General features: G+C 71.7%; 21 protein-coding genes. 12 read left to right on the top strand and 9 right to left on the bottom strand.

The window, feature by feature from the left end; all coding sequences use genetic code 11:
* The first annotated feature begins 40 nt into the window (after nt 1–40).
* A complete protein-coding gene (locus AB0M70_RS07440) occupies nt 41–604 on the top strand; it encodes a TetR/AcrR family transcriptional regulator (protein WP_365817299.1) in 564 nt (187 codons plus the stop codon).
* Here the strand turns inward: AB0M70_RS07440 and AB0M70_RS07435 are convergent, their stop codons facing one another.
* On the bottom strand, nt 605–988 hold the full coding sequence (locus AB0M70_RS07435) for a RidA family protein (RefSeq protein WP_365817297.1): 384 nt from the start codon (nt 986–988) through the stop codon (nt 605–607).
* 28 nt (nt 989–1,016) lie between these two features.
* On the bottom strand, nt 1,017–1,835 hold the full coding sequence (locus AB0M70_RS07430) for an NAD(P)-dependent oxidoreductase (RefSeq protein WP_365817295.1): 819 nt from the start codon (nt 1,833–1,835) through the stop codon (nt 1,017–1,019).
* 58 nt (nt 1,836–1,893) lie between these two features.
* On the opposite strand from AB0M70_RS07430, the gene AB0M70_RS07425 reads away from it, so the two are divergent.
* Nucleotides 1,894–2,850, top strand: coding sequence for a LysR family transcriptional regulator (locus tag AB0M70_RS07425; protein WP_365817293.1), 957 nt, complete (start codon nt 1,894–1,896; stop codon nt 2,848–2,850).
* Nucleotides 2,851–2,918: 68 nt separating this feature from the next.
* Entirely contained in the window at nt 2,919–4,199 is a 1,281-nt protein-coding gene (locus AB0M70_RS07420; protein WP_365817291.1) for a pyroglutamyl peptidase, read from the top strand.
* Here AB0M70_RS07420 and AB0M70_RS07415 read toward each other — a convergent pair.
* Complete coding sequence (locus AB0M70_RS07415; protein WP_365817289.1) at nt 4,180–5,010, bottom strand: EI24 domain-containing protein; 831 nt, start codon at nt 5,008–5,010, stop codon at nt 4,180–4,182. The genes AB0M70_RS07420 and AB0M70_RS07415 overlap by 20 nt on opposite strands.
* Nucleotides 5,011–5,145: 135 nt before the next feature.
* On the opposite strand from AB0M70_RS07415, the gene AB0M70_RS07410 reads away from it, so the two are divergent.
* Nucleotides 5,146–7,758: a M14 family zinc carboxypeptidase gene (locus tag AB0M70_RS07410; protein WP_365817287.1), complete on the top strand. Its 2,613-nt coding sequence runs from the start codon at nt 5,146–5,148 to the stop codon at nt 7,756–7,758.
* Nucleotides 7,759–8,004: 246 nt separating this feature from the next.
* A complete protein-coding gene (locus tag AB0M70_RS07405; protein ID WP_365817285.1) occupies nt 8,005–9,159 on the top strand; it encodes a serine hydrolase domain-containing protein in 1,155 nt (384 codons plus the stop codon).
* 57 nt (nt 9,160–9,216) lie between these two features.
* Here the strand turns inward: AB0M70_RS07405 and AB0M70_RS07400 are convergent, their stop codons facing one another.
* Together AB0M70_RS07400 and AB0M70_RS07395 are read right to left on the bottom strand one after the other, a co-directional pair.
* On the bottom strand, nt 9,217–9,645 hold the full coding sequence (locus tag AB0M70_RS07400; RefSeq protein ID WP_365817283.1) for an organic hydroperoxide resistance protein: 429 nt from the start codon (nt 9,643–9,645) through the stop codon (nt 9,217–9,219).
* Between the two features lie 147 nt (nt 9,646–9,792).
* Nucleotides 9,793–10,839: an NADP-dependent oxidoreductase gene (locus AB0M70_RS07395; protein ID WP_365817281.1), complete on the bottom strand. Its 1,047-nt coding sequence runs from the start codon at nt 10,837–10,839 to the stop codon at nt 9,793–9,795.
* A gap of 127 nt (nt 10,840–10,966) precedes the next feature.
* On the opposite strand from AB0M70_RS07395, the gene AB0M70_RS07390 reads away from it, so the two are divergent.
* The gene (locus tag AB0M70_RS07390) at nt 10,967–11,419 is read left to right on the top strand and encodes a MarR family transcriptional regulator (protein WP_365817279.1); all 453 of its coding nucleotides are present in this window, start codon (nt 10,967–10,969) and stop codon (nt 11,417–11,419) included.
* 33 nt (nt 11,420–11,452) lie between these two features.
* Here AB0M70_RS07390 and AB0M70_RS07385 read toward each other — a convergent pair whose 3' ends face one another.
* The 4 genes from AB0M70_RS07385 to AB0M70_RS07370 form a co-directional block, all read right to left on the bottom strand.
* A complete protein-coding gene (locus tag AB0M70_RS07385; protein WP_365817277.1) occupies nt 11,453–12,160 on the bottom strand; it encodes a hypothetical protein in 708 nt (235 codons plus the stop codon).
* A 133-nt stretch (nt 12,161–12,293) separates the two neighbouring features.
* A complete protein-coding gene (locus AB0M70_RS07380; protein ID WP_365817275.1) occupies nt 12,294–13,151 on the bottom strand; it encodes an SMP-30/gluconolactonase/LRE family protein in 858 nt (285 codons plus the stop codon).
* Nucleotides 13,152–13,200: 49 nt separating this feature from the next.
* Nucleotides 13,201–14,502, bottom strand: coding sequence for a helix-turn-helix domain-containing protein (locus AB0M70_RS07375; protein WP_365817607.1), 1,302 nt, complete (start codon nt 14,500–14,502; stop codon nt 13,201–13,203).
* Nucleotides 14,503–14,514: 12 nt separating this feature from the next.
* Nucleotides 14,515–14,667 carry a hypothetical protein gene (locus AB0M70_RS07370; RefSeq protein ID WP_365817272.1) on the bottom strand — a complete coding sequence of 51 codons (153 nt, stop codon included), beginning with the start codon at nt 14,665–14,667 and terminating at the stop codon, nt 14,515–14,517.
* Between the two features lie 192 nt (nt 14,668–14,859).
* Here AB0M70_RS07370 and AB0M70_RS07365 point away from each other — a divergent pair, with 192 nt between their 5' ends.
* From AB0M70_RS07365 to AB0M70_RS07340, 6 genes are all read left to right on the top strand, one after another.
* On the top strand, nt 14,860–15,894 hold the full coding sequence (locus tag AB0M70_RS07365) for a DUF3068 domain-containing protein (protein ID WP_365817270.1): 1,035 nt from the start codon (nt 14,860–14,862) through the stop codon (nt 15,892–15,894).
* 219 nt (nt 15,895–16,113) lie between these two features.
* Nucleotides 16,114–17,280 carry a glycosyltransferase family 4 protein gene (locus AB0M70_RS07360; RefSeq protein WP_365817268.1) on the top strand — a complete coding sequence of 389 codons (1,167 nt, stop codon included), beginning with the start codon at nt 16,114–16,116 and terminating at the stop codon, nt 17,278–17,280.
* The gene (locus AB0M70_RS07355; protein ID WP_365817266.1) at nt 17,277–17,996 is read left to right on the top strand and encodes a class I SAM-dependent methyltransferase; all 720 of its coding nucleotides are present in this window, start codon (nt 17,277–17,279) and stop codon (nt 17,994–17,996) included. Before AB0M70_RS07360 ends, AB0M70_RS07355 begins: the two co-directional genes overlap by 4 nt.
* Nucleotides 17,993–22,534: a DUF3367 domain-containing protein gene (locus tag AB0M70_RS07350; RefSeq protein WP_365817264.1), complete on the top strand. Its 4,542-nt coding sequence runs from the start codon at nt 17,993–17,995 to the stop codon at nt 22,532–22,534. The genes AB0M70_RS07355 and AB0M70_RS07350 overlap by 4 nt, the downstream gene beginning before the upstream one ends.
* Nucleotides 22,531–23,928, top strand: a complete 1,398-nt coding sequence (locus tag AB0M70_RS07345) for a condensation protein (protein ID WP_365817262.1) — start codon at nt 22,531–22,533, stop codon at nt 23,926–23,928. The genes AB0M70_RS07350 and AB0M70_RS07345 overlap by 4 nt, the downstream gene beginning before the upstream one ends.
* Nucleotides 23,925–24,659 carry a class I SAM-dependent methyltransferase gene (locus AB0M70_RS07340; RefSeq protein WP_365817260.1) on the top strand — a complete coding sequence of 245 codons (735 nt, stop codon included), beginning with the start codon at nt 23,925–23,927 and terminating at the stop codon, nt 24,657–24,659. Before AB0M70_RS07345 ends, AB0M70_RS07340 begins: the two co-directional genes overlap by 4 nt.

Genomic DNA, 24,659 nt, shown 5'->3' with positions numbered 1-24,659 from the left:
CGTCCCGCGGGCAGGACCGAGAGCGTGAAGGGCAGAGACCATGGCGACCAGGGCCAGAAGCGAGGAGCGGCGCGCGGAGATCCTCCGGGCCGCGCTCGAGGTGATCGCCGAGCGGGGCTACCGGGGCGCGAGCCTGGGCGCCGTCGCCGAGCGGGTCGGGCTCACCCAGCAGGGCCTGCTGCACTACTTCCCCACGAAGGACGCCCTGCTCGTCGCCGTCCTCGAGGCCCGCGACCAGTGGGACGCGGTACCGGCGAACGAGATCCGCCTCGACCTGCTCGGCTCGCTCGTCGACTACAACGCGATGCGCCCCGGCATCATCCAGACCTTCTCCGCACTGCTCGGCGAGAGCGTCACGGACGGGCACCCGGTACGGGAGTACTTCACCGAGCGGTACGGATCGGTGCGGGCGAAGTTCGCCGCGGTACTGCGTGCGGAGTACGGGGAGCGGCTCCCCGGCGGCCTCACCCCGGAGGCGGCGGCGCCCCTCCTCGTCGCGGTGATGGACGGGCTGCAGTACCAGTGGCTCCTGGACCCCGAATCGGTGGACATGGCGGGGGCGTTCAGGGATTTCCTCGGCCTTCTGGGCGCCAAGAGCGAGTGATCAGGCCGGTGGTACGGCCGCCACGACGTCGATCTCGATGAGCGCCTCCGGCCGGAAAAGCCGCGGCACCTCGACCGTCGTGCTGGTGGGCGGCGTCGCGGTGAGGAACTGGGCGCGTACGGCGGCGTATCGGGGCAGGTCGCCGAGGTCCGTCATGAACGTACGGATGTTGATGACGTCGTCGAGCGTCGCGCCGTGCGCCGTAAGGAGGGCGGACAGGGTCTCGAAGATGCCGCGGCTCTGGGCGGCGACGTCGTCGCCCCCGGCGATCTGCCCCGAGAGGTACAACAGGGCGCCCCCGCCGTCCAGTTCGACACGGGCGACCTGGGAGTAGGGGCCCAGGGGCTGGGGCGCGGAAGCGGGGTTGTCGATGGTGATGTTCATGGTGCGGGCTGCTCCTCCTTGGTCGTGACTAGTGGTTCTTCCGGGCGCGGATGTGGGCGACCGCCCGCGCGATGTCCTCGTGGACGACCTCCGGGTCGGCGGCGGCAGCCTGGTAGTGGCCGAGGACCGCTTCCATCACGGGCAGGCCGGTGACCTCGGTCGCGAGCGTCACGTCCTTCACGGCGAGGTCGCTGCCGAAGTGCACGCCGGTGGCGAAGGCCCGGTTCACCGCGCCGCCGAGCGGCCCGCCCGCGAGCGCCTCCTTGGCCGTCTCCTCGTCGAGGCCCAGCGCGTCCGCCAGCCGCATCGCCTCCGCCACGAGGGCCACGCCCCCGATGACGGCGCTGTTGACGACGAGCTTCAGGGCGGCTCCCGAGCCGAGCGGGCCCGTACGGGTCACCGGGCCGAAGCGGGCCAGGATGTGCTCGATCCCGTCCGCCGCACCCCCCGCGAGGATGCCGAGCCGCCCCGCCGCCGCCTTGTCCGTGCTGCCCATGACGGGCGCGTCGACGAGGGTCACGCCGGCCGGCACCCTCGCCGCCAACTCCCGTACGACATCGGGCCCGACGGTGGACATCTCCGCCCAGTGGACCCCCGCCCGCAACTCCGGCACGACGGCGTCGGCGACGGCACGCACCGCTTCGGGGCCCGCCAGCATGGTGATGACGACATCGGCGTCACGCACCGCGTCCGCGGGGCCGGCGGCGAGCCGTGCCCCCTCCCCCGCCAGTGGCTCTGCCTTCCCGGCGGTCCGGTTCCAGACCGTCAACGGGTGCCCTGCCGCGAGGAGTTGGCGCGCCATCGGCGCGCCCATGTGTCCCAGTCCCAGAAACGCGATCTTCTCCATGGCTTCGACGCTAGGGCCGGGCACGTGATGCGACAAGCGAATGTCTAGCATGCCTTCCATGCCCGAACCGCATACCGCACGAATGGCCCTGGACCCGGCCCCGCCCGACCTCTCCACCGTCTGGCTCCGCGTCTTCCTGGACGTCGCGCGGCACGGGTCCTTCACCGTGGCGGCGCGCACCCTCGGCTGGACGCAGTCCGCCGTCTCGCGGCAGATCTCCTCGCTCGAGGCGGCGCTCGGCGGCGCCCCGCTCTTCGACCGGCTGCCACGCGGCGTGCGCCTGACCGCGCACGGCCGCACGCTCCTGCCGCACGCCGAGGAGACCGTGGCCCGACTGCGCGCCATGCAGCGGGAGTTGGCGTCACTGCGCGACCTGACCGGCGGGACCCTGCGCTTCGGGGCGTTCGCGACGGCCGACGCGGCGCTCGTGCCACGGGCCATCGCGGCCTTCCGTGCCCGGCACCCCGGCGTGCGGCTCATCCGCGAGGAGGGGCTGACTCCAGGGCTGCTCGCCCGTCTCGGGGCCGGCGAGCTCGACCTCGCGCTCGTCTCCTCGACGGGCGGCGCGCTCAGCGGCGACCTCGGCGCGTTCGAACTGCATCACCTCCTGGACGAGGGGCTGTACGTCGCGCTTCCTCCGGCGCATCCGCTGGCGGGCCAGGCGTCGGTGCGGCTGTCCCAGCTCGCCGGAGAGGAGTGGATATCGGGCAGCGCGGACGTCGGGGGGACCCTCCTCGAGGAGGCACACCGGCACGGTTTCCGCCCCCGGGTCGCCCATGTCGTCGCCGAGTGGACCGCCAAGCAGGGCTATGTGGCCGCGGGGCTCGGGGTCGCCCTCGTGCCCGCGCTCGCCGCCGAGTCCGTACGCCCCGACATCACCCTGGTCCCGGTGCACGCCGAGGACGTGCCGCCCCGGGCCGTGTATGCGGCGACCGTGCGCGGCCGGGCGGCGCCGCCCGCGGTCGAGCCGTTCCTCGAGGCCCTGCGCGGGCATCGGGCTGCCGTGGACCGCTAGGGCTCTAGCGAACGCCGCCTTCCTGCCGGAATACTGCGATCACCCCCACCGGCCACGGAAGGACTCCCGTGTCACTCACGCCCACCGTCTCCCCTCGGCTCGCCGCGCTCGGTGTCACCCTGCTGCTCTCCCTCGCCGCGGTGCCCGCGTCGGCGACCACCGCGCCCGCCGCGACCGCCGCGACCGCCGAGGAACAGCGCCTCGACCGGGCGGCGCCGCAGGAGATCCTGCGCCGCAGCGGATTCGACTCCGTGGCACCCGAGTTCGCGCGCGCCCTCGACCGCGCCCACTCGTACGCCGAGGCCAAGCGCGTCGTCGTACGGCAGGGAGACGCCCTGTGGCGGCGTGCCGTCGACCGGGCGCAGGGGCGGGGCCCCGCGGTGGGGAAGGCGGACCTGAGCCGGGACGACGACCGGCCGCTGTACTGGGCCCGGCTCGGGATGACGCGGGAGCTCCGGCAGTGGGAGCCGAGCCGGTTCGGGCTGAGCAAGGCCCGGCACGAGCGGCTCATACGGGCGTTGGAGAACGCCTCGCGTGGGCACGACTCCATCCGCTACCCGCAGAAGGACCGCGCGGGCCACCGCCTCAAGCGCATCCTCGTCACCGGCTTCGACCCCTTCACGCTCGACCGTGACGTCCGCATCAGCAACCCGTCGGGCGCCACCGCCCTGGCGCTGGACGGCGCCGTCATCGAGACCGCCGACGGGCCCGCCCGCGTGGAGACCGCCGTCTTCCCCGTCCGCTGGGACGACTTCGCCCAGGGCACGGTCGAGAACACCCTGCGCGCCCACCTCCCCCGTGTCGACCTCTTCACCACCATCAGTCAGGGCCGGGTGGGACGCTTCGACATCGAGCGGACCAACGGGGCCTGGCGAGGCGGATTCCCGGACAACGAGAACCTCTCGCGCACCGAGACCGTCCCGGTCACCGACCCGGCCACGCAGCCCCAGTGGACGTCCACGACGCTCCCGTACAAGGAGATCGTGAGCGCCGACACGGGCCGCTTCCCGGTGCGGGACAACACGTCGGTGACCGAGATCCCGGCGGGCCAGAGTGCTCCCGTGGTCCGCCCGGACGGGCCCACCGCCGGTTCGACGGCCCGCGAGGGCGGCGGCGGCAACTACCTGTCGAACGAGATCGCCTACCGGGCGACGCTCCTTCGCGACCGCCTCGGGCTGCACGACCGGCTGCCCGGCGGCCATGTGCACACGCCGGTCCTGCAGTTCGGGGCGGGCAACACCGACCCGGCCACGGGCGCGGTCACCGATCCCGAGTTCGTGCAGAACCGGCTCGACATCATCGCCCAGGTGCGCGAGATCCTGACGACGGCTATGAACGCCCGCCGGTAGCGGCCTGCGGTCCGCCGGGGGCGGCGGGGTCGGCCGCGCCCCGGGGGTCGTCGTCGTCCGGGGCTCGGCCGGTGTCCTCGCCGAGCAGCTCCCGCGCCATGAGCGTCGCGCCGGCGACCGCCCCCGGCATCAGGAACACGGCGACGAACGGCACCAGGAAGGCCACCGCGAGCGGAGTGCCGAAGCCCCACGCCATCAGCCTGCGGGCGCGCAGCAGCGCGAGGCGTTCGCGGGCCTCGACGCCCCGGCGCTGCAGCGCCACCGCCGTCAGCTCCTCCACCAGGAAGAAGCCCGTCACGCAGAAGCCGATCACCGGGACGACGGTCTGGCCGACGACCGGGATGAAGCCGAGGGCGAAGAGCAGGATGCCCCAGACCAGGGCGCGGACGACGATGCGGAGGCTGTCGCGGGCGGAGATCCACAGTTCGCGCCAGAGCGGCAGGCCCGACTCGGGGGCGAACCCGGAGACGGAGATGTCGACCTTCTCCGAGAGCGACTCGTAGAAGGGCTGGCCCACCAGGAGCGTCACCGCCGTGAAGGTGACGACCGACAGGAGGAGCGCGAGCGCGAAGAGGAGCCCCGTGAGGAAGCCGCGGAACAGGCCGGTCCACGGCGAGGACCAGTCGTCGGCGAACGGCGTGGCCCAGCCGACGATGTCCGTGCCCCACAGCGCGAGCGCGACGAGCGCGGCCGCGTAGAGAAGCAGGGTGATCAGGCCGGGCAGCAGGCCGACTCCGTACTGCTTGCCGTGCTGGGCGACCCAGCGCTGGCCCTTCATCAAATAGCCGAAGCCACGTCCCAGATCACGCATGCCGCACAGCCTATCCGCCGGTCACGGCCCTGCGGTCCACGGGACGCCTGGGGGCGAAGGGAGGTGAAGGCCCTCTTGTTGCGCGGTGGTTGAACCGGTAGACCACGCGTACCGACTTCTTTCCCGGAGGTACGTATGGGCATATCCCGGCCATCCAGACCCGTTCTGCTCACCACCCTCGCCTCGGCGGGCGCTCTTCTGTTCACCACCGTCGTCCCCGGCAGCGCGACCGCCGACCCCGGTCCGGGCGGCCGCGACATCCTCCGCGAGGGCTCGCCCCTCAGCAGTACGGAACGGGCCGCGAAAGGCCCGGAGAGCGCCGCCGACCGGGCTCTGGGAACCTCCGAAACCCCCGGTCTCGACTCCGGTCGCGGCGGGAAAGACCGCGGCTATCCCCGCGAGCAGAAGCTCACCCCACCTCCCACGAATCCTGATGACAAGTCGATAAAACTGGGTCTTGCCCCCTATCACTCCCTCGCGCCGAAGCTGAATGACATCCAGGGCATCGGCGACCGGGTCAGCGTGGAGATCGCGGGCCGTTCGGCGGGCGGGCACCAGCTCTATCTGGTGACCGTCACCTCCCCCGAGTCGGCCAAGGAGACCGCCCGCCAGGAGCGGATGCGCGACCTCATCGAGAACGAGCCCGGCACCGCCGCGAAGGATCCGGCGGTCAAGTCCTCGTACAAGACACCGGTCTTCATCAACAACAACATCCACGGCAACGAGTGGGAGGGCACGGACGCCGCCCTCAAGCTCATCGAGAAGCTCGCGAAGGCCAAGGACGGCAAAACGAAGGATCTGCTCGCGCACAACCGGCTCTACTTCAACGTCACGGCCAATCCCGACGGCCGCATCGCGGGCACCCGCGCCAACGCCAACGGCTTCGACCTCAACCGCGACTTCATCACCGCGTCGCAGCCCGAGGCGCGCGCGATGCGGCAGATCGCGATCGACAAGCAGCCCGCGGTCATGATCGATCTGCACGGGTACGTCAACGGCACGCTGATCGAGCCGACGACTCCCCCGCACGGCGAGAACTACGAGTACGACCTCTTCCTGAAGAACACCTACGCCAACGCCCTCGGCATGGAAGCCGCGGTCAACGGCCTCGGCTACACCCCCGAGAAGGACGGCGTCGAGCCGGCGATCATCCCCTTCCGCGACCAGGAAGAGGGCTGGGACGACTGGCCGCCGATCTTCACCCCGCAGTACATGCCGTTCCACGGCACGGTCGCCGCGCACACCATCGAGTTCCCGATGACCGTCAACAACGACGAGTACGACGAGCTTCCGGTGCCCGAGCTGCGGCGGCGATCCGCGATCAACGTCGACATCGCGGGCGCGGCCATGTCGGCGACGCTCACGTACACGCAGGAGCACCGCACTTCGGTGATCGCCGACCAGATCGAGACGTTCCGGCGGGGCGCCGTGGGCGCGAAGCAGGTGCCGGTCTCTCCGGAGACCGTGCCCGGGGTGCCCGGCATCGGTCCGGAGGACGTCTACACGACTGATTTCCCGCGTGCGTACGTGATTCCGCGGGGCAAGGAGAAGGGTGAACGCGGGCAGCGCTCGGCTGCGGCGGCCTCGCGTCTTGTGGAGCACCTGCTCGACAACGACGTCGAAGTCCGCAGGGCCACGCGGGACTTCAGGCTCGGCGGGAAGTCGTACGCCGAGGGCTCGTACGTCATCGACATGCGTCAGCCCAAGCGTGGGCTCGCGAATGTGATGCTCGCCGACGGGCGGGACATCAGCGACAAGGTGTCCACCATGTACGACATCTCGGGGTGGAGCCTCGGGCGGTTGTGGGGCGCGACGGTGGACTCGGTGAAGGGCGGCTCGCTGTCCGGGGTGCGGTCGCGTGGGGTGGACTCCGCGTCGAGGGTCGGCCATGTCGCCTCGCGGGGATCTCTTCGGCTGCGGCTCGACGACGCGCGCGAGGTCGCCGCGCTCAACTGGCTGCTCGCACACGGGACTTCCGTGCGGCGGGCCGACGACGGCAGCGTGATCCTGCCCTCGTCGGCGCGGGGCGCCGCGGTCGCCGCGGCGAAGAAGTACGACGTCGCCTTCGACGCGACGAAGACGAAGGGCGGCGCGGTGGTCCGTCCCACGCGGGTCGCGGCGGCCGTCACTCCCGGGGAGCTGTTCGCGCTGCGGGAGATGAACTTCGACGTGGTGCCGGTTTCGACGGAGGTCCTCAACGCCGGGTTCGACTGGAAGAAGTCGGGTGCGGACGCGCTGTTCGTGTCGGCCGGGCTTTCGTACGGGGAGCTGAACGCGGGGGCGAAGGCCGGGCTCGACTCGTTCCTCGCCGGGGGCGGCGGGCTTGTCGGGCGTGGCTCGGAGGGGGCCTCGCTGAACTCGGACGCGAAGCTGCTTTCCGTTGAGGCGGTCTCTGGGAACGGGGACGCGAATGGTGTGGTGCGGGTGGTGAACTCCGGGGGGCCTGTCACCGGGGGTGCGGTGTCGCACTCGTTCGTCTACTCGCCCATGTGGTTCAAGGGGCTGGGGAGTGGGGTGCGGGTTGATCAGTCCTATGGGGGTGGGAATCCGCTGGTTTCCGGGCATTGGCGTGCCGCGGAGGGTGGGGCTGGTGGTCCCGCTGACGCTGCGGGGCAGCCTTCTGTGGTGAGTGGGGCTGCTGCGGGGGCGCGTGTTGTCCTGTTCGGCACGGAGCCCTTGTTCCGGGACCACCCGAAGGGGGTGTTCCCGCAGGTGGGGCGGGCGCTGCTGAGTGTGAGCGGGGGCTAGAGCGGTCCCTGCGGGGCTTTCCCCGCTGCACCCATTAGCGCGCTCCGCGCGCGGGCACCCCTTCCCGAAACCATGGGGCTCCGCCCCCTGGACCCCCGACAAGATGGCCTCAAACGCCGGCCGGGCTGAGTGGTTCAGCCCGTCCGGCGTTTGAGGACGAACTCGGCGAAGCCGGTGATGACGGTACGCACGGGGCCCCTGCGCCAGCAGGTTTCTGGGAAGGGGCGGTTAGGGGATTCGAAAAGCATGACTCGTGAGACCAAAGTGCAAGGCACCACCGCCCCGGGATACGAAGCCGTACGGGACGAGTTCACCCGCGTACTCGCCGGAGAGAAGCCCGACCACGCCGCGCAGCTTTCCGCGTTCGTACGAGGGGAGCAGGTCGTCGATCTGTGGGTGGGGCCCGACACCGACGGGGACACCCTCTTCGGGGTCTACTCCTCCACGAAGGGCGCGGCCCATCTCGTCATGGCGCTGCTCGTCCAGGACGGAACCCTGGAGCTGGACCGCGAAGTCGCCCACTACTGGCCGGAGTTCGGCGGCCAGGGCAAGGATGGCATCACGCTCCGGGAGCTTCTCTCCCACCGCGCGGGCGTCGTCGGCACCGACGGCGGCTTCAGTCCGGAGGAGGTCGCCGACGACCGCGCCATCGCCGCCCGACTCGCGGCCCAGCGGCCCTACTGGCGTCCCGGCACCGCCTTCGGCTATCACGCGCTGTCCGTCGGGGCACTGGCCGGTGAGGTCGTGTTCCGGGCCACCGGGCACACCTTGCAGGAGGTGTACGAGGAGCGGGTCCGTGCCCCGTTCGGTCTGGACTTCTTCCTTGGGCTTCCGGAAGCCCTCGAACCCCGCTTCCGCTCCGTGCTGCCGGCGATTCCCTCCCCCTCGGAGCGCGCCCTCGTCGACGCGCAGCCGCCGCAGCCCGACACCCTGAACTCCATCGCCTTCAACCGCAACGGTCCTCACCCCGCCGACCTGGAGTCGCTCCCCAACTCCCGCCTGGTGCGCGCCAAAGGGCCCGCGTCCGTCGGCGGTGTCGCCTCCGCGCGCGGGCTCGCCATGATGTACGCGGCAGCGGTCGGCGGGCTCGACGGGCGGGAGCCGCTCCTGAAGCCGGACACCGTGGCCGAGGTCGGGCAGATCCATTCCAACGGGTTCGACCTGGTGGCGCGGGCCCACAAGTCGTACGGGGTGGGGTTCCAGAACGTCGCCGAGGCCTGGCATCCGTTCCTCGGCGCGGGGACCATCGGGCACAGGGGCGTGGGCGGCTCGCAGGCGTTCGCCGATCCGCGCAGCGGGCTCGCCTACGGGTACACGCGGCGCCGCTTCCCCTTCCCCGGGAGCCCGGCCCCGGAGGAGGAGCGGCTCGTGCGGGCGGTCCACACCGCCGCGGTCACGTGAGGGAGGGCGGCGCCCCTGTCCGGGGTGCCGCCCTCCCTCACGTACGCGAAGAGGCGATCAGGCGACCGCGAGCTCCACCTTGATGTTGCCGCGCGTGGCGTTGGAGTACGGGCACACCTGGTGCGCCTTCTCGATCAGGGACTGCGCGGTGGCCGCGTCCACGTTCGGGATGGAGGCGGTGATCGCGACCTCCAGGCCGAAGCCGCCGGCCTCGTTCTGGCCTATGCCGACCTTGGCGGTCACGGTCGAGCCGGAGATGTCGGCGTTCTCCTTGCGGGCGACCACGCCGAGGGCGCCCTGGAAGCAGGCGCTGTAGCCCGCGGCGAAGAGCTGCTCGGGGTTGGTTCCTGCGCCGCTGCCGCCCATCTCCTTCGGCGGGTTGACGACGACGTCGAGCTTGCCGTCATCGGTGGCGACGCGGCCGTCACGGCCGTTCTCGGCGGTGGCGACGGCGGTGTACTTGACGTCGATCTGCTGGATGGACATAAGTGCCGGTTCCTCCTGAGATGTTCCGCGATGCGCGCCCACAGTCGCGACAATGTGGAATTACTTTATCGGATGACGGAAAACGACGGTCGGCGGCCACCTGCTCCGGCCACCGCCCGTCGCCCTCACCTCACCGGCTCACCACTCTCAGGCGAGGGAAACGACCATCTTTCCGGTGTTCTCGCCGCGCAGCATGCCGAGGAAGGCCTCGACGCCGTTCTCCACGCCCTCGACGAAGGTCTCGTTGTACTTGAGCTCGCCGGAGCGGATCCACGCGCCGACCTCCTCGACGAACTGCGGCTGGAGGTTCTCGTGGTCCCCGACGAGGATGCCCTGCAGACGCAGGCGCTTGCCGATGATCATGGCCATGTTGCGCGGGCCCGGCGTCGGCTCGGTGTCGTTGTAGGCGGCGATCATGCCGCAGATGGTGGCGCGGCCGTGCACGTTCATGCGGCTGATGGCCGCTTCGAGGTGCTCGCCGCCGACGTTGTCGAAGTAGACGTCGATGCCGTCGGGGGCCGCCTCCTTCAGCTGCTCCACGACCGGGCGCGGGTCCTTGTAGTTGAACGCGGCGTCGAAGCCGAGCTCCTCGACGAGGTGCTTCACCTTCTCGTCCGAGCCCGCCGAGCCGATGACGCGCGAGGCACCCTTGAGCTTGGCCATCTGGCCGACCTGGGAACCGACGGCGCCCGCGGCGCCGGAGACGAACACCGCGTCACCCTCCTTGAAGGAGGCGACCTCGAAGAGGCCCGCGTAGGCCGTCAGGCCCGGCATGCCGAGCACACCGAGGTACGCCGAGAGCGGCGCGGCCTGCGGGTCCACCTTCACGGCGTGCTTGGCCGGGACGGTCGCGTAGTCGCGCCAGCCCGCGAAGTGCAGGACGTGGTCGCCCACGGCCAGGCCGTCGGCGTTCGACGCGATGACCTCACCGACCGCACCGCCCTGCATGGGCTCGTCCAGCTTGAACGGCGGGGTGTACGACTTCACGTCGTTCATCCGGCCCCGCATGTACGGGTCCACGGAGAAGTGCAGGTTGCGGACCACGACCTGGCCGTCGCTCGGGGCGGTCACGGGGGCCTCGCGCAGCGCGAAGTCCTCCGGGACCGGCCAGCCGTGCGGGCGGCGCACGAGGTGCCACTCGCGGCTGACGGCGGGGAGCTGCGCGGACCCGGGGGCCTCGGGGGTGACGGACATGCGGGCGTCCTCCTCCTGCTCAGGCTGCCGTTGCCGACAGGCTGACATCGTGGAAATGCTTCAGGTTGTGAAACAACCATGCGCCTACATATTTCACCATGTCAAGTATCGGGGTAGCCTGGAGCGCATGGCCACCAGCAGCTCCCGCACCCCGCGCACGGACCCCCTGACGCTCGAAGTCGTCGAGCTCATCGGCACGGTCGTCGCGCGCTACCACGAGGAGTACGACGCCGCGGCGGGCAAGCACGCCCTCACCGGGGCGCAGGCGCGCGTACTTGGACTGCTGTCCCTCGAGCCGCTGCCCATGCGTCGCATAGCGAAGAAGCTGAAGTGCGAGCCGTCGAACATCACGGGGATCATCGACCGTCTCGAGGCACGCGGCCTCGTCGAGCGGCGGCCCGACCCGGCCGACCGCCGCGTGAAGCTCGCGGCGCCGACGGACGAGGGCCTCCAGGTCGCCCGCAGCCTGCGCGATTCGCTGGACTTCGCGCGGGAGCCACTGGCCGAGCTCTCCCGGGAGGAACGGCTCTCGCTGCGGGCCCTGCTGCGCAGGATGATCGGCGAGGACACCGCGGCCTGACGGCCCTTACGTGCCCCACCGGACGAGCCTTTCTTACGTGCACCACCACAGGAAGCGGTCGCACGTCTTCGACGGCTCCGGTTCGGGGGTCGGGTCCGGCTGCTGCGAGCTCGGCGGTGGCGTGGTGGGGCCTGAGGTCCCGGGAGTGCCCGGCGCATCGGGCGAGTCCGGTGCGTCCGGCGCGGAGGTCGTGCCCGGAGTGGTCGCGTCCGGCTGCTGGCCGGCTTCCTGCGTCTCCTCGCCGTCCTTGTCGCCCTCTTCGCCCTTGCCGCCTTTGCCGTCCTTGGCCTTCTTGGACTCCTCGCCCGTCGCGGATGCCGACGCCGAGGGTGTCGCCGACGTGGCACCGTCGCCCGTGGTCGCCCCGCCGCCCGGGTCCGTCGGCTTCCCGGACGCGGACCGGCTCGCCTCCGCGTCCGGCGCGGACGCCGCCGCCGGTTCCTCCGACGGCCCCTCGATGCCGAGCTCGGCCAGGCTCAGGCCACCGGCCGCGAGCGCGAGCCCGGCGGTGACCAGGAGGATCTTGCGGCGCCTGCGACGGTGCGCCGCCCGGCGCCCCCGCTCCCGGCGGCGGCTCCTGCCGCGCGGCGCCTCGTCGTCGTACGGGCGCTCGGAACCCGGCGCGTCGTCCTGCGCGGCGACCGCCTCCGCGTACTCACGGCAGGCGTCGGCCGGGGTGCCGCACCCCGGGCAGGCCAGGGCGCCGTTGAGGTGCCTGTGGCACGGGTGGCAGTAGTCCATGAGGCATGGAGGCTAAGTGAGCCACGGGTGACAGAGGAAGCCGCTGCCGTGAAGGTTGTGTGCGGAATCGAATGTTCCAGCGGCGCGGACGTCCGATGTGCGGCCGATGTACGGCAAACCGCCTGATCAGCCCCTATCCGGCGAACGCCGCCTGCGCCACGCCCTGCCCCGCGTCCGGGAGCACGAGCACCGACCCGGACAGGGGGTGCGGCGCCTCAAGTCCCGTACGGGCGGAGGTGATGTAGAGGTCGCGCAGCCCCGCGCCGCCGAACGCGCACGCGGTCGGGCGGGCCACCGGCAGCTCGATCACCCGGTCCAGGGCGCCGGTCGGGGTGTGACGGCGGATGGCGGCGCCGTCCCACAGGGCGACCCAGATACAGCCGTCGGCGTCGACGGTGAGGCCGTCGGGGTATCCGGCGTCGGCCTCGATCGTCACCAAGGGCCGCCTGGAGCGCGGGAGTTGGTCGTCGCGCAGTTCCACGACGTCGATGCGGCGCGTCGGGGTGTCGATGTAGTACATGAGCCGGCCGTCCGGGCTCCAGCCGATGCCGTTGCTGACGGAGATACGGGAAAGGACGTCGTCCCATGCGCCGTCACCGGTCAGCCGGATCAGATTGCCGCCGCCCTTCCCCTCGTCGTAACGCATCGTGCCCGCCCACAGCGCCCCGTCGGGAGCGACCGCCGCGTCGTTTCCCCGGCGGCCCGGCACGACCTCGCGGTGCAGCCAGCGGAATGCGCCGCCGTCGGCCATCGCGTCGTAAAGGCCCACGCCGTCCCGGAGGTTGACCACGAGGCCGCCGCCCGCGCGCGGCTTCGCGGCGCCCACGTGCTGCTCGGTGGCCAGGACCGAGCGGTGCCCGCTCGACGGGTCGTACGTGTGGACGCGTGAGCTCAGGATGTCCACCCAGATGAGCCGCTTGGCGGCGGAGTCCCAGGTGGGGCCCTCGCCGAGTGCTGCCTGCGCGCGTACCGCGATGTCGATTGCGACCATTGCGGCAGGCTACCCGCAAGCACGGCTCCGGGAGCCTGGGCCGTGCGCCTCAGCCCGCGCGGCCCAGTTCTCCCCTCAACCGCCGTGCCCTGAGGACCAGTTCGAGCTCGAAGCGGCGGTCCGGGTCGTCGACCTCGTCTCCCCACAGTTCCCTGATCTGCCGCAGGCGGTAGCGCACCGTCTGCGGGTGCACCCCGAGGCGGGCCGCGACCTCCGGTGCGCCGCCCCGCGTCTCCAGCCAGGCGAGCAGGGTCTCGGCAAGCCGGCGGCCGTGCGCGGGCCCGCAGTGCGCGAGCGGCGCCAGGCAGCGGCGGGCCAGGTCCTCGATGAGCTCCTCGGGCTGAAGCAGGACCAGGGCCTCGGTGTGCTCGGTGCAGTGCAGGACCTCACCGGAGGGCAGCAGTCCGCGTTCCATCAGGCGGACCGCGGCCTGCGCCCAGCGCAGCGACTTCGCCGCGTCGGCAAGGGGCACGGGCGGCCCGATCGCGCCGGACCAGCCGGCCATGGCGCGCCGCAGGAGCTCGGGACGGCCCGCCGCGTCGGGGTCGGGGACGACCATGCGGGGCTGTTCCGTCTCCATGTCGAGCAGCACGCCCTGGCCGACGGCGGGCGCCACGGCCTCCCTCGCGGGGCGCAGGAGCACCCCGACGGCGACCCGCTCGGGCAGCTGCCAGCCCACGCGGGCCGCCCGTTCGTCGAGGGCGCTGCGGGCTCCGGGCTGTCCCGGTGCGGCGGAGGCGCCGGAGGAGTGACCGAAGTCGACCGGAGCCGACGCCCCGGGGTCCCCGCGCCGCTCGGAGAGCAGCAGGTCCATCAGCTTGCGCTGCAGGCGCAGCCTCTCGCCCGCCTGCCGGGCCGCGGCCTCGGCGTATCCGCGGACGGACTGGTCGACCAGGCCGTCCAGATACTCGAAGCCCGACTCGGCCAGTTCGTACATGGCCGGCGGCGGGATCTCGATCTGCTGACCTATCTCGGCCAGGCGGCGCCAGGCGAGCCGTACGCCGAGGCGGTAGATCGCCTGGAGCGAGTCGAGGCTGCGGCCGTGCAGGCCCTCGCCCCTGCCGAATTCCTGGAAGACCTCAAGGGGGTAGCACGGCCGCCCGCCCTCGGCGGAGGCGATCTGCTGGACGAACCCCTCCAGGGCACGGCGTATGCCGATGAGCGCCATGGGTTCGCCCGAGTCGTCGAGGACGACGGGCAGGCCGGGGTACTCGGAGCGGATCTGCCGCAGGATGTCCTGCGCCAGGGCGGGCACCTCGTCCAGGGCGAGCGCGGCGAACCGGCGCACCTGCAGGGGCGGTACGTCGCGCCAGGCGGAGCGGACGGAAAGTGACCCCTGGCTCTCGGTCACGGGCACGGTCACTCACTGTCCCCGCGGGGCAGTCTCGTAGTGCACGAGGGGGGTGTTGGGCTGTTCCGGGGTCGCGTTCAGGAGCGCGACGACGCCGAACGAGGCGGCCACGGCGAGTGCCGCGGCGGCTACGACGGTCAGACCGGCGGCGAGCAATCGGTGCATGTCAGGGTCAGCCTCTCTGCTGGAGGTCGTCCCCACCCAGGTCGCGCGGATAGCCCGTGCGCACAGTCCCTCACCGGCCCCACCCGGTTGGTGCACAGTTTCATCAACGCATTGACACTTCGTCAAGGGTCCGCCTAGCGTTCCGGCCCCTACGGCTCGGTAACACTTCTCACCCGCCACCAGGAGTGCCGGATGCGCCGCACAGCCTCACCCCTCTCGCTGATCCTGCTCGGAATCGGCGTTTTTCTGCTCGTCCTGGCCCCGATGCTCGCGTGGTACGTCGAGCCACGGGCGAAACGCACGCCCGTCGACATCGACACCACCACCGTGTTCGAGGGCAAAGGAAGCTATTTCGACACCGGGAAGATCAAGACGGTCCATAACAAGAACCTCACGATCACGCGCCAGGTACGCGGCGACGTCGACGACAGCAACAGCGAGCACGCCGTCTGGGACGTGGTCACGTCCGTCGATCCGGACAAGTCGCTGCCGGCCTCGAACCCGCACGACGCGCTCCAGTTCACGCAGGAGCGCTGGGTCACCGACCGCGAGACGAACAAGCCGGTGCACTGCTGCGACGAGAAGCCCTACTTCGAGGGCGAGGCCTACCTCAAGTTCCCCTTCGACGTGGAGCGACGCTCCTACGTGTGGTGGGACAACACCCTCGGCGCGACCGTCCCGCTGACCTTCCGGGGCACGAAGAAGATCCAGGGCTACGAGGGCTACCGCTTCACCGCCAAGGTGAAGCCCGCCAAGACCGGGACCCGTCTGGTGCCGGGCCGCCTGGTGGGGCAGCCCAAGCGCAGCAACGTGCTCGCCGAGGAGTGGTACTCCAACCACGGCGTCGAGCTGGTCGCCGACAAGCGCACGGGCCGGATCATCTACGCGGCGATCGGCCCCCGCAAGACGCTGCGCGCGCCCGGCTCGGACAAGGACGCGACGGTGCTGCTCGAGAGCAAGCGCATCGCGTTCACCGAGAAGACCCAGAAGGCGCAGGTCAAGCTCGCGGACGACGACAGCAGCCGGCTGAAGCTCCTGGGCGAGACGCTGCCGGTCGGTGCGGGTGTGCTGGGTGCGCTGCTCACCCTCGCGGGAGGCGTTCTCGTTCTGCGCGGACGGCGTTCCGACCGTGGGGCGCAAGGGCCCGGAGGGCCGGGTTCCGCGGCGGAGCCGAGCGGTCCGAATAGCGATACGTCACCAACCGCCCTGCAACCCACCACGATGTGATGAGACGTCAGCAGTTGAAACCCCGAAAGTTGTCACTTCGGTGAGTAGCCGCGTCGAACACTGCGGCGAAAACTAACGGTCCCACCCCAGCACAGTCCCCGCACCGCCCCCGCACCAGCCCCGCACAGTCACAGCACAGCACCTCCGCAAGCGACCCCCGAACGGTGCAACCCCCCATAGCGACCTCACGGTTCCGCACCCTGACGAGTTGGAGCACGCATGCCCCAGCACGTGCCTTCTCCGCTGCGCGCCGCAACCCCGCGGGTCGCGCAACGGCTACCGGCACCTCCCCCGCAGCCGCGCCGGATCGTTTTTCTCGCCCGGCGCGACCTGGCGAATCCGGCCGCGGGCGGATCCGAACTGCTCGTCGACCGGCTGGCCGACGGCCTGAGCAAGCTCGGCCATCAGGTCACCCTCCTGTGCGGAGGCCCTGCGGCCTTCCGTGACTACCGCGTCGTGTCGGCGGGCGGGGACCTCGGGCACTATCTGCGCTCGCGCTCCGCCTTCACCCGGCAGGTCGGCGACTGCGACCTCCTCGTCGAGGTCTGCAACGGCATGCCGTACCTGGCGCCGCTGTGGCACCGCGGGCCCACGCTGTGCCTGGTCAACCACGTGCACACCGATCTGTGGGGGATGCGCTTCCAGGGTGCCCTCGCCCCCGCGGCCCGGCTCGGCCGAAGACTCGAACACTGGTCGCTCTCCGGTGCCCAGCGCGGCAATCTCCTGGTGGCCGTCTCGCCGTCGACGGCCACCGCGCTGCGTGCGATAGGCGTCGACCGTGAGCGCATACGCATAGTCCACAACGGGGTCGAGGAGCCGGGTCCGCTCCACCCCCGCTCGGACGAGCCGATGTTCCTGGCGATGGGACGGCTCGTCGAGTACAAGCGCATCGATCTGCTGCTCCGCCTCTGGGAGCGGGTCAGGCCCGTCACCGGCGGACGCCTGGTGATCGTGGGCGACGGACCCGAGCGCGGCAGGCTCGAACAGATCGCGGGACCCGGCGTCGAGTTCAAGGGCCATGTCTCCGAGGCCGAGAAGCACCGGCTGCTCTGCGAGGCGTGGATGCTCCTGCACCCCTCCGCCGTGGAGGGCTGGGGCCTGGTGATCACCGAGGCGGCGACGCGCTCGACCCCGGCCATCGGCTTCGACGTACCGGGCGTACGTGACTCCATCGAGGACGGCGTGACCGGGCTGCTCGCCCGGGGCGAGAGTTCCTTCGCCGCCGCCTGGTGCACCCTGGCGCTGAGCACCGAGCGCCGCGAGACCTTCGGCAAGGCGGCGGGCGAACGGGCCACCAGCTACCGGTGGGCCAACTCCGTGCGCGAGTTCCAGGCGGTGGCCTCCGAGGCGATCGTCACGCACCAGGCAGCCCAGGGGTCCACGTGAAGGACCCGTCCCTGCGCCGATCCGCCACCCTCTTCCGGGCCTTCCTGCGCGAGCAGCAAGAGCCCGAGCGGTGTTACACCCTGCTCGCCCGTGACGCCGCCGACCAGGTCGAGGCCTACGGACCGGTCAAGGGCCGTGTCGTCGTCGATGTCGGCGGCGGCGGTGGCTATTTCACCGAGGAGTTCCGGCGCCGCGGCGCCCAGAGTTTCCTGTTCGAGCCGGACCCGGCCGAGCTGGGAGCCAAGCCGCCGGAGGGCTCCGTCGTCGCCGACGGGTATCTGCTCCCGCTGGCGGACGGCGTCGCCGACGTCACCTTCTCCTCCAACGTCCTCGAGCACGTGGACGACCCGCAGACGTTCCTCAGCGAGATGGTGCGGGTGACCAGGCCGGGCGGCCTGATCTATGTCTCCTTCACCAACTGGTACTCGCCGTGGGGCGGCCACGAGTGGGCGCCCTGGCACTACCTGGGCGGCGCCCGTGGGCGCGCCCGCTATGAACGACGTACCGGTAAAGCAGCCAAACACACGCTCGGCGAGAACCTCTTCGCTCACCACGTCGGCCCGACCCTGCGCCAAGTGCGGGCGAGGGAAGACGTGTCCGTCGTGTCCGCACGGTCCCGCTACTGGCCGTTCCTGGCCAGTGGCATCACCAAAGTGCCGGGTGTACGCGAGTTCGCCACCTGGAATCTCCTTCTCATCCTCAGGCGGTGTCCATGACCACGGTCCAGGCTCCACCCCCGGCGGCAGTCCGGCCGACGGCTGACGCCCCCGAACCCGGCAGAGGCCCGCGCTCCAAGCGCTGGCTGCTCGGGTTCTGGGCCGTGGTGTTCGTCCTCTTCCTGGCCGTGAAGCCGGGGCGGATGACGTTCGACACGAAGCTGGGGGTCGCCGTCGACCCCTGGCAGTTCCTCTCCGACCTGGGCCAGCTCTGGCACGACCGGGGCGGATTCGGCGGCATCCAGGACCAGTACGTCGGCTACACGTGGCCGATGCTGCCGTTCTACGGCTCGGCCGACCTCGTCCAGCTCCCCGTGTGGCTCGCGGAGCGCCTCTGGCTCTCGCTGATCGTGGCGACCGCCTTCTGGGGTGCGCTGCGGCTCGCGGAGCGGCTGAACATAGGCAGCAGCGCGAGCCGGCTGCTCGGCGCGGTGGCGTACGCCCTGTGGCCGACCTTCACGATCGTCGTCGGATCGACGTCGGCGGCGGCGCTGCCCGGCGCCCTCCTGCCGTGGGTGCTGCTCCCGCTGACGAACGACCGCATCAGCGCGCGCTCGGCGGCCCTGCGCTCGGCGCTCTTCATCCCCTTCATGGGCGGCGTGAACGCGGCGGCGACGTTGGCGTCCCTCCTTCCGGTGGGCCTGTATCTCCTGTCGAGACCGAACGGCCCCCGCAAGCGGAAGCTGATCACCTGGTGGGTGCCCGGAGTCATCCTCGCCACCGCCTGGTGGGTGGTGCCGCTCCTGATGCTCGGCATCTACGGCGAGAACTTCCTGCCCTACGTGGAGAACTCCGCCACGACCACCGGCACGATGTCGGCCACGGAGACCCTGCGCGGCGCCGGCAACTGGGTCGCCTATCTGCACTTCGGCGAGGCGTGGCTGCCCGCGGGATGGACGGTCGCGACGTCCGTGATCGTCGTGGTCTGCTCGGCGTTCGCCGCCGCACTGGGCCTCGCCGGGCTCGCGCGGCGTGACCTGCCCGAGCGGCGCTGGCTCGTCCTGACCGTGCTCTCGGTCGCGCTGATCACCCTCGCGGGATACGGCGGCTCGTTCGGCGCGCCCTTCCACGAGACGGTGCAGTCGTGGCTGAACGGCGGGCTCGTCCCCTTCCGCAACATCTACAAGTTCCAGACGGGCCTCGCGCTCGCGCTGGTCTTCGGCCTGATGCACCTCGTGGGCGTGGCCGCACAGGCACGCGGGGCGCGGCCGGTGCGCGGGCGCAAGTTCGCCCCGCTGATCGCCGCCCTGCTCGTGCTGCCGGGTCTCGCCTTCCCCTACCTGAACGGCTCGATCCTGCAGCCCGGCTCGTTCCAGAAGCTGCCCGACTACTGGGAGGCGACGGGCGACTGGCTGAAGAAGTACTCCCCCGACTCCCGCGCGCTCGTGGTGCCCGCCACCGCGCACGGCATCTACACCTGGGGCTCGCCCATCGACCAGCCCCTCGACGTGCTCGCCGAGTCGCGCTGGGCGCAGCGGGACTACGTCCCGTTCGGCACGCCCGGCAACCGGCGCGCGATGGACGCGGTGGAGCAGGCGCTCACGACCGGCGGCGCGGTCCCGGGTCTGCAGGACTATCTGACGCGTGCGGGCCTGTACTACGTCGTCGTACGCAATGACCTCGACCCCGACCAGGTCGGCAACGTGCCGTCCGCGACCGTGAAGCGGACCCTCGAGGAGTCCGGCTTCAAGCGGGTCACCGGCTTCGGTCCGACACAGACCGGCGGGATCATCCCGAAGGACACGCCCCTCCAGGTCGAGGGCCTCTACCCGCGTGAGCGCGCGGTGGAGATCTACGCACCGGGCACGGGCGCCGAGCGGCCCGGCCAGGCCGGGATCAAGCCCGTCTCGAACACGGCCGTGGTGAGCGGTGGCCCCGAGGCGCTGCTCCAGCTGTCCGCCGACCCCTCGATGCGCGACCGCCCCTCCGTCCTGACGGGCGACAACCACCCGGGCGTCGGAACTCCCGGTCTGCAGGCGGTCGGTGACGGCCTGCGCCGCGCGGACACCCGCTTCGGCCTGGTCAGCTCCAACACCTCGTACACCTACACGCCGGACGAACGCAACGCGAGCGGGGCCCTACAGGAGCCGGGCAAGAAGCCGCACCAGATCCTGCCCACCACCGGGATCGAGCACCAGACGACGGCTTACCTGCGCGGCGCGAAGTCCGTGACGGCGTCCAGCTACGGCAACTGGCTCTTCCACCTGCCGCAGTACGACCCCGTGAACGCCTTCGACAGCAACCCGGCCACGTCATGGGCCGAGGGGAGCCCCGGAAAGCCGAAGGGCGCGTGGATCAAGGCCGAGTTCCGGGCCAAGGAGTCGATTCCGTCCATGCTCCGGGTCACGCCGCTGCCGCAGGAAGGCGTGCGGGCCGCGCCCACCAAGGTGCGCGTGGAGACGGAGCAGGGCAGCCGCACGAGTTCGCTGAAGCCCAACGGCATGCGTCAGAGCATCAAGGCGCCCGAGGGTGACTCGAGCTGGCTGAAGCTCACCATCCTGGACGCGGAGATCGGCCACGAGGGCCTGACCGGCGCCGGGTTCTCGGAGATCACCGTTCCGGGTGTGCGCGTGACGAAGCTGCTGCAACTGCCCACGGACACCGGGTCCCAGGCCAGGACGCCCGCCGAGGGCGCCGACGCCACGACGTACTCGATGCACCGCGCCTCCGACCCGAGCGCCCTTTCGCCGGTGAACACCGAGTCGGGGCTGCACCGCCGCTTCACCACTCCGGCCGAGGGCGAGTACGAGGTGAAGGCGAGCGCGCTCCCCGTGGCGGGGTCCGAGCTCGACGAGCTGCTCTACAAGGTGGCGCCCGAGCAGCAGGACCAGATCATCGCGAGCGCCGACTCCACGTCGAGGCTCGGCGGCGGTCTCTCGCCGCGCAACCTCACGGACGGCGACCTGACGACGGCGTGGATCGCCGGCGACAGGCCCGTGGTGCACCTGAAGTGGAAGGGCAAGGTGCCGGTCGGCGAGGTCGTCCTGCCGGCCGCGGGCGGGCTCTCGACCCGGCCCGAGAAGGTCGAGATCAGCTCCCCGGACGGCGCGGCGATCGCCGGCGTCGACGAGAACGGCAACACGCGTTTCCCGCCGATCACCACGGACGAGCTGACCATCACCATCACCGAGACCGCGCCGCTGGCGGTCCACAACCCGGTGGCGGACAAGGAACTGCAGCTGCCGGTGGGCCTCACCGAGGTCTACGTCCCGGCGCTCGACAAGTTCCGGACGAAGCAGCCGGCGGCGTCCAAGAAGTTCGAACTCGCCTGCGGTGAGGGCCCGGTGCTCGCCGTCGACGGCAAGCTGCACGCGACGAGCGCGAAGGGTTCCGTACGGGACCTCATCGAGCGGCGGCCCATCGAGGTGACGCTCTGCTCGCGCGGCTCGGAGAACACGACCCTGTCGCTCGGCGCGGGCAAGCACACCGTCGAGGCCGGGGACGGGGGCCCGCTCGCCCTCATGGACGTCTCGATGACGCAGGGGACGCCGGGAGCGATCGACGAGGAGTCACGCTCCCTGGACATCAAGGACTGGCTCGGCGACCGGCGCGAGGTGTCGGTGGGCGCGGGTTCGGCCTCGTACCTCTCGACCTTCGAGAACATCAACGACGGCTGGAAGGCGACGCTCAACGGCAAGGAGCTGTCGTCCGTACGTCTGGACGGCTGGCAGCAGGGCTTCCTGGTCCCCAAGGGTGAGGGCGGCACGGTCAAGCTCTCCTACGAGCCCTCGCGGATCTACGAGATCGGCCTGATCGGCGGCGGTGTGGGCATCCTCGCCCTGATCGCGCTTGTCCTGATCAAGCGCCGCGAGCCGAACCCGGACGGTCCGGACCTGGCGCCGCCCGCCCCGGGCCTGATCCTGGGCACGGTCGCGCTGACCCTGGTGGGCGTGGTGATCGCGGGCTGGTTCGCGCTGCTCGTGCCGGCGCTCGCGCTGCTCGCCTGGCGCCGTCACGCACTGCTCGTGCCGCTCGCCTTCGTGGCGATGGCCGGGGCGGGGATCGCGGCGGCCATCGGTGCGGGTGAGCCGAGCACGGCTGACGAGGGCGCGTTCGGCCCCCTCGCCCAGCTGCTCGCGCTGATCGCCCTGTTCGCGGCGCTGGTGAGTGTGAAGGGTGCCCAGGAGGGGACCACCGCGACTGCCGCGGGACCCGGTGGCGGCGGCGAGTTCGCTCCGTACGAGCCGCCTCCGCACCAGCCTCCGCCCGCCGCTCCCCCGGTGATGCCGCCTCCCCCGGTGAGCGGTGGCACACCGTCGCCGGGGCCTGACCGGGACCTGGGGACGACTCCGCTGCCGCGCCGCAAGCGCGGGGAGAGCGGGCCCGGTGCCGACGCGGGCTCCGACGCGGGCGGCGACCCGCGGGCCACCAGTTCGACCATCTCGGCCAGGGGCCCCGCGGCGGCCCAGCCGGAACCGGCACCGCCGGGTGCGCGGACCACGCGGACCACGCGCTTCAGGCGGCGCGGGCCAAGGAAATCGGAGGGGCTCGCGGGAGCCGCGGCGCCGTCCACCTCCGGGGAGGACACCGACCGATGACCGCACTCGATCACCCGGCGCGTCACGCCGACGGACCCGAACGGCCTCCGCAGCGCGTGCCGTTCCCCGTCGTCGACGAGGTCGCCCGGCACTGCCTCCAGGAGGAGGAGCCGGAGACGGTACACATCGAGGTCCACCTGCCCGGCACCCCGGACCCGGCCCGCCTGAAGGCCGCGTTCGACGAGGCCCTGCGCCGCCACCCGCGCATTCTGATGCGGGAGGCGCGGGGGCCCTGGTACCGCCGTCGCTACGAATGGGAGCTGACGGCGGAGCCGGACGTGGAGGTGGTGACGTTCCCGGCGCCGGAACGCGACGCCCTCAAGAAGGCCCGCACCCGCTCCCTCTCCGAGGCCCCACCGCTGTCGGCTTCCCCGCCGATCCGCCTGGAGGTGATCGCGCAGGAGGGGGACGGCGGCGACACGGTGGCCTCCGGCAAGGGTGACGGCAGTGTCCTCTTCCTCACCATCAATCACACCGCCCTCGACGGACCCGCCTGCCTCCGGGTGCTTGCCACCGCCGCCGAGCTGTACGGCGGGCAGGACAACTCGCCCGCCGCTCCCCCGTCGCGCACGCCCACGTCCCCCGATGCCGAGAGCGCGGTGGACGTGGGGGACGCGCCCTCCGGGTGGGCGCCTCCTGCCAGGGTCTCGCGCGGGACGCCCGAGCCCTCTCCCGGCAACGGCATGCTCGTCGCCGAGCTGCCCGTGCCCCGGCGGCCCAAGGGCGCGCCGTTCACCGTGAACGACCAGCTCATGGTGGCGACCGCCCTGATGATCGCGCACTGGAACCGGGAGCACGGCGCGCGGCCGAAGCCGTTCCGGATCACCATGCCCGTCGACGACCGGCCCCGCAGCATGGACATGCCCATCGGGAACGGCACCCGGCTCGTCGAAGTCCCCTTCAGCGCCGCCGAGTTGACCTCCGAGGAGTGGAGCCCGGAGGACATCGGGGCGCTTCTGCGCCGCACGGCCGACCGCACCCGCGCGCTCAAGGCCCTCTCCCGGCCCCAACTCGGCCGCGGAGCCGCCCTCCTGACCTCGCCCGTCCTGCCCGTCACCCTCAGGGCCGCCGTGACGCGTGGCCTGCGCAGAGCCGCCGCGCCCTGGACGTCCACCACGCTGCTCAGCAACATCGGCCGCGTCCCGTACTCCCTGGACTTCGGCGACGCCGGCCGCGCGCACGCCGTGTGGTTCTCCGCGCCCGCCCGGCTGCCCCGCGGTCTGACCGTGACCACGGCGTCCACCGCGGGTCGGCTGCACGTGGCGCTGCGCTGGTCGAAGACCCTGCTCAGCAGCGGCGACGGGGCGCACCTGCGCGACCTCTTCGAGCACTACCTCCACGCCACGGAGCACACGGAGCCCACGGAGCCCACGGAGGAGGGGAAGAAACCTTGACCGGCACCAGCACCGCACCCCGCGACCTGCGGGACTTCTACGAGGACCCCTCCGTCCCCGTGGCCTCCGGCGACGCCCGCAGCCTGCGTCAGGCGCGGATGCTCGCCGACGCCATCGGCCCCGCCACCGCCCGTACGGCCGTCGTCCTCGACATCGGCTGCGGCGACGGCACCGCGGCCGCGACCGCCGCCCCGCTCCTGGCGGGGCATCGCGTCGTCGGCGTCGACTGGTCCCAGGACGCCCTCAAGCGGGCGCACGCGCATCTGCCGTACGTCGTACGCGGTGAACTCACCGACGGCGGGCTCCCGTTCGCCGACGGTTCCGCGGACGCCGTGCTGTTCAGCGAGGTCATCGAGCATCTCGTCGACCCCGACAGCGCCCTGGACGAGCTGAGAAGAGTGCTCAGGCCAGGGGGCCATCTGATGCTGTCCACGCCCAACCTCGCCGCCTGGTACAACCGCGGGCTCCTGCTCGCGGGGGTCCAGCCCGTCTTCTCCGAGGTCAGCCTGCGCGGCATCCACGGCCGCCCGGGGAGCGAGGTCGTCGGACACCTGCGGCTCTACACCGCCCGCGCGCTGCGGGAGTTCGTCGCCGCGTCCGGCTTCGACGTGGTGCGCGTCGCGGGTGCGCCCTTCCACGGCGTACCGCGTCCGCTGCGCGCCCTGGACCGGCTCGCGTGCGCCGTGCCGAGCGCCTCGTCGATCCTGCTGCTGCACGCCCGAAGGACGTAA

Source organism: Streptomyces sp. NPDC051214 (genome assembly GCF_040682375.1).
GTDB lineage: Bacteria > Actinomycetota > Actinomycetes > Streptomycetales > Streptomycetaceae > Streptomyces.
This window is presented reverse-complemented; position numbering and strand designations above follow the sequence as displayed.

What these genes read in the sequence shown, in the direction of transcription:
- AB0M70_RS07440 (WP_365817299.1), top strand. Translation starts at nt 41, where the DNA reads ATGGCGACCAGGGCCAGAAGCGAGGAGCGGCGCGCGGAGATCCTCCGG.
- AB0M70_RS07435 (WP_365817297.1), bottom strand. Translation starts at nt 988, where the DNA reads ATGAACATCACCATCGACAACCCCGCTTCCGCGCCCCAGCCCCTGGGC.
- AB0M70_RS07430 (WP_365817295.1), bottom strand. Translation starts at nt 1,835, where the DNA reads ATGGAGAAGATCGCGTTTCTGGGACTGGGACACATGGGCGCGCCGATG.
- AB0M70_RS07425 (WP_365817293.1), top strand. Translation starts at nt 1,894, where the DNA reads ATGCCCGAACCGCATACCGCACGAATGGCCCTGGACCCGGCCCCGCCC.
- AB0M70_RS07415 (WP_365817289.1), bottom strand. Translation starts at nt 5,010, where the DNA reads ATGCGTGATCTGGGACGTGGCTTCGGCTATTTGATGAAGGGCCAGCGC.
- AB0M70_RS07410 (WP_365817287.1), top strand. Translation starts at nt 5,146, where the DNA reads ATGGGCATATCCCGGCCATCCAGACCCGTTCTGCTCACCACCCTCGCC.
- AB0M70_RS07405 (WP_365817285.1), top strand. Translation starts at nt 8,005, where the DNA reads ATGACTCGTGAGACCAAAGTGCAAGGCACCACCGCCCCGGGATACGAA.
- AB0M70_RS07400 (WP_365817283.1), bottom strand. Translation starts at nt 9,645, where the DNA reads ATGTCCATCCAGCAGATCGACGTCAAGTACACCGCCGTCGCCACCGCC.
- AB0M70_RS07395 (WP_365817281.1), bottom strand. Translation starts at nt 10,839, where the DNA reads ATGTCCGTCACCCCCGAGGCCCCCGGGTCCGCGCAGCTCCCCGCCGTC.
- AB0M70_RS07390 (WP_365817279.1), top strand. Translation starts at nt 10,967, where the DNA reads ATGGCCACCAGCAGCTCCCGCACCCCGCGCACGGACCCCCTGACGCTC.
- AB0M70_RS07385 (WP_365817277.1), bottom strand. Translation starts at nt 12,160, where the DNA reads ATGGACTACTGCCACCCGTGCCACAGGCACCTCAACGGCGCCCTGGCC.
- AB0M70_RS07380 (WP_365817275.1), bottom strand. Translation starts at nt 13,151, where the DNA reads ATGGTCGCAATCGACATCGCGGTACGCGCGCAGGCAGCACTCGGCGAG.
- AB0M70_RS07370 (WP_365817272.1), bottom strand. Translation starts at nt 14,667, where the DNA reads ATGCACCGATTGCTCGCCGCCGGTCTGACCGTCGTAGCCGCCGCGGCA.
- AB0M70_RS07365 (WP_365817270.1), top strand. Translation starts at nt 14,860, where the DNA reads ATGCGCCGCACAGCCTCACCCCTCTCGCTGATCCTGCTCGGAATCGGC.
- AB0M70_RS07360 (WP_365817268.1), top strand. Translation starts at nt 16,114, where the DNA reads ATGCCCCAGCACGTGCCTTCTCCGCTGCGCGCCGCAACCCCGCGGGTC.
- AB0M70_RS07350 (WP_365817264.1), top strand. Translation starts at nt 17,993, where the DNA reads ATGACCACGGTCCAGGCTCCACCCCCGGCGGCAGTCCGGCCGACGGCT.
- AB0M70_RS07345 (WP_365817262.1), top strand. Translation starts at nt 22,531, where the DNA reads ATGACCGCACTCGATCACCCGGCGCGTCACGCCGACGGACCCGAACGG.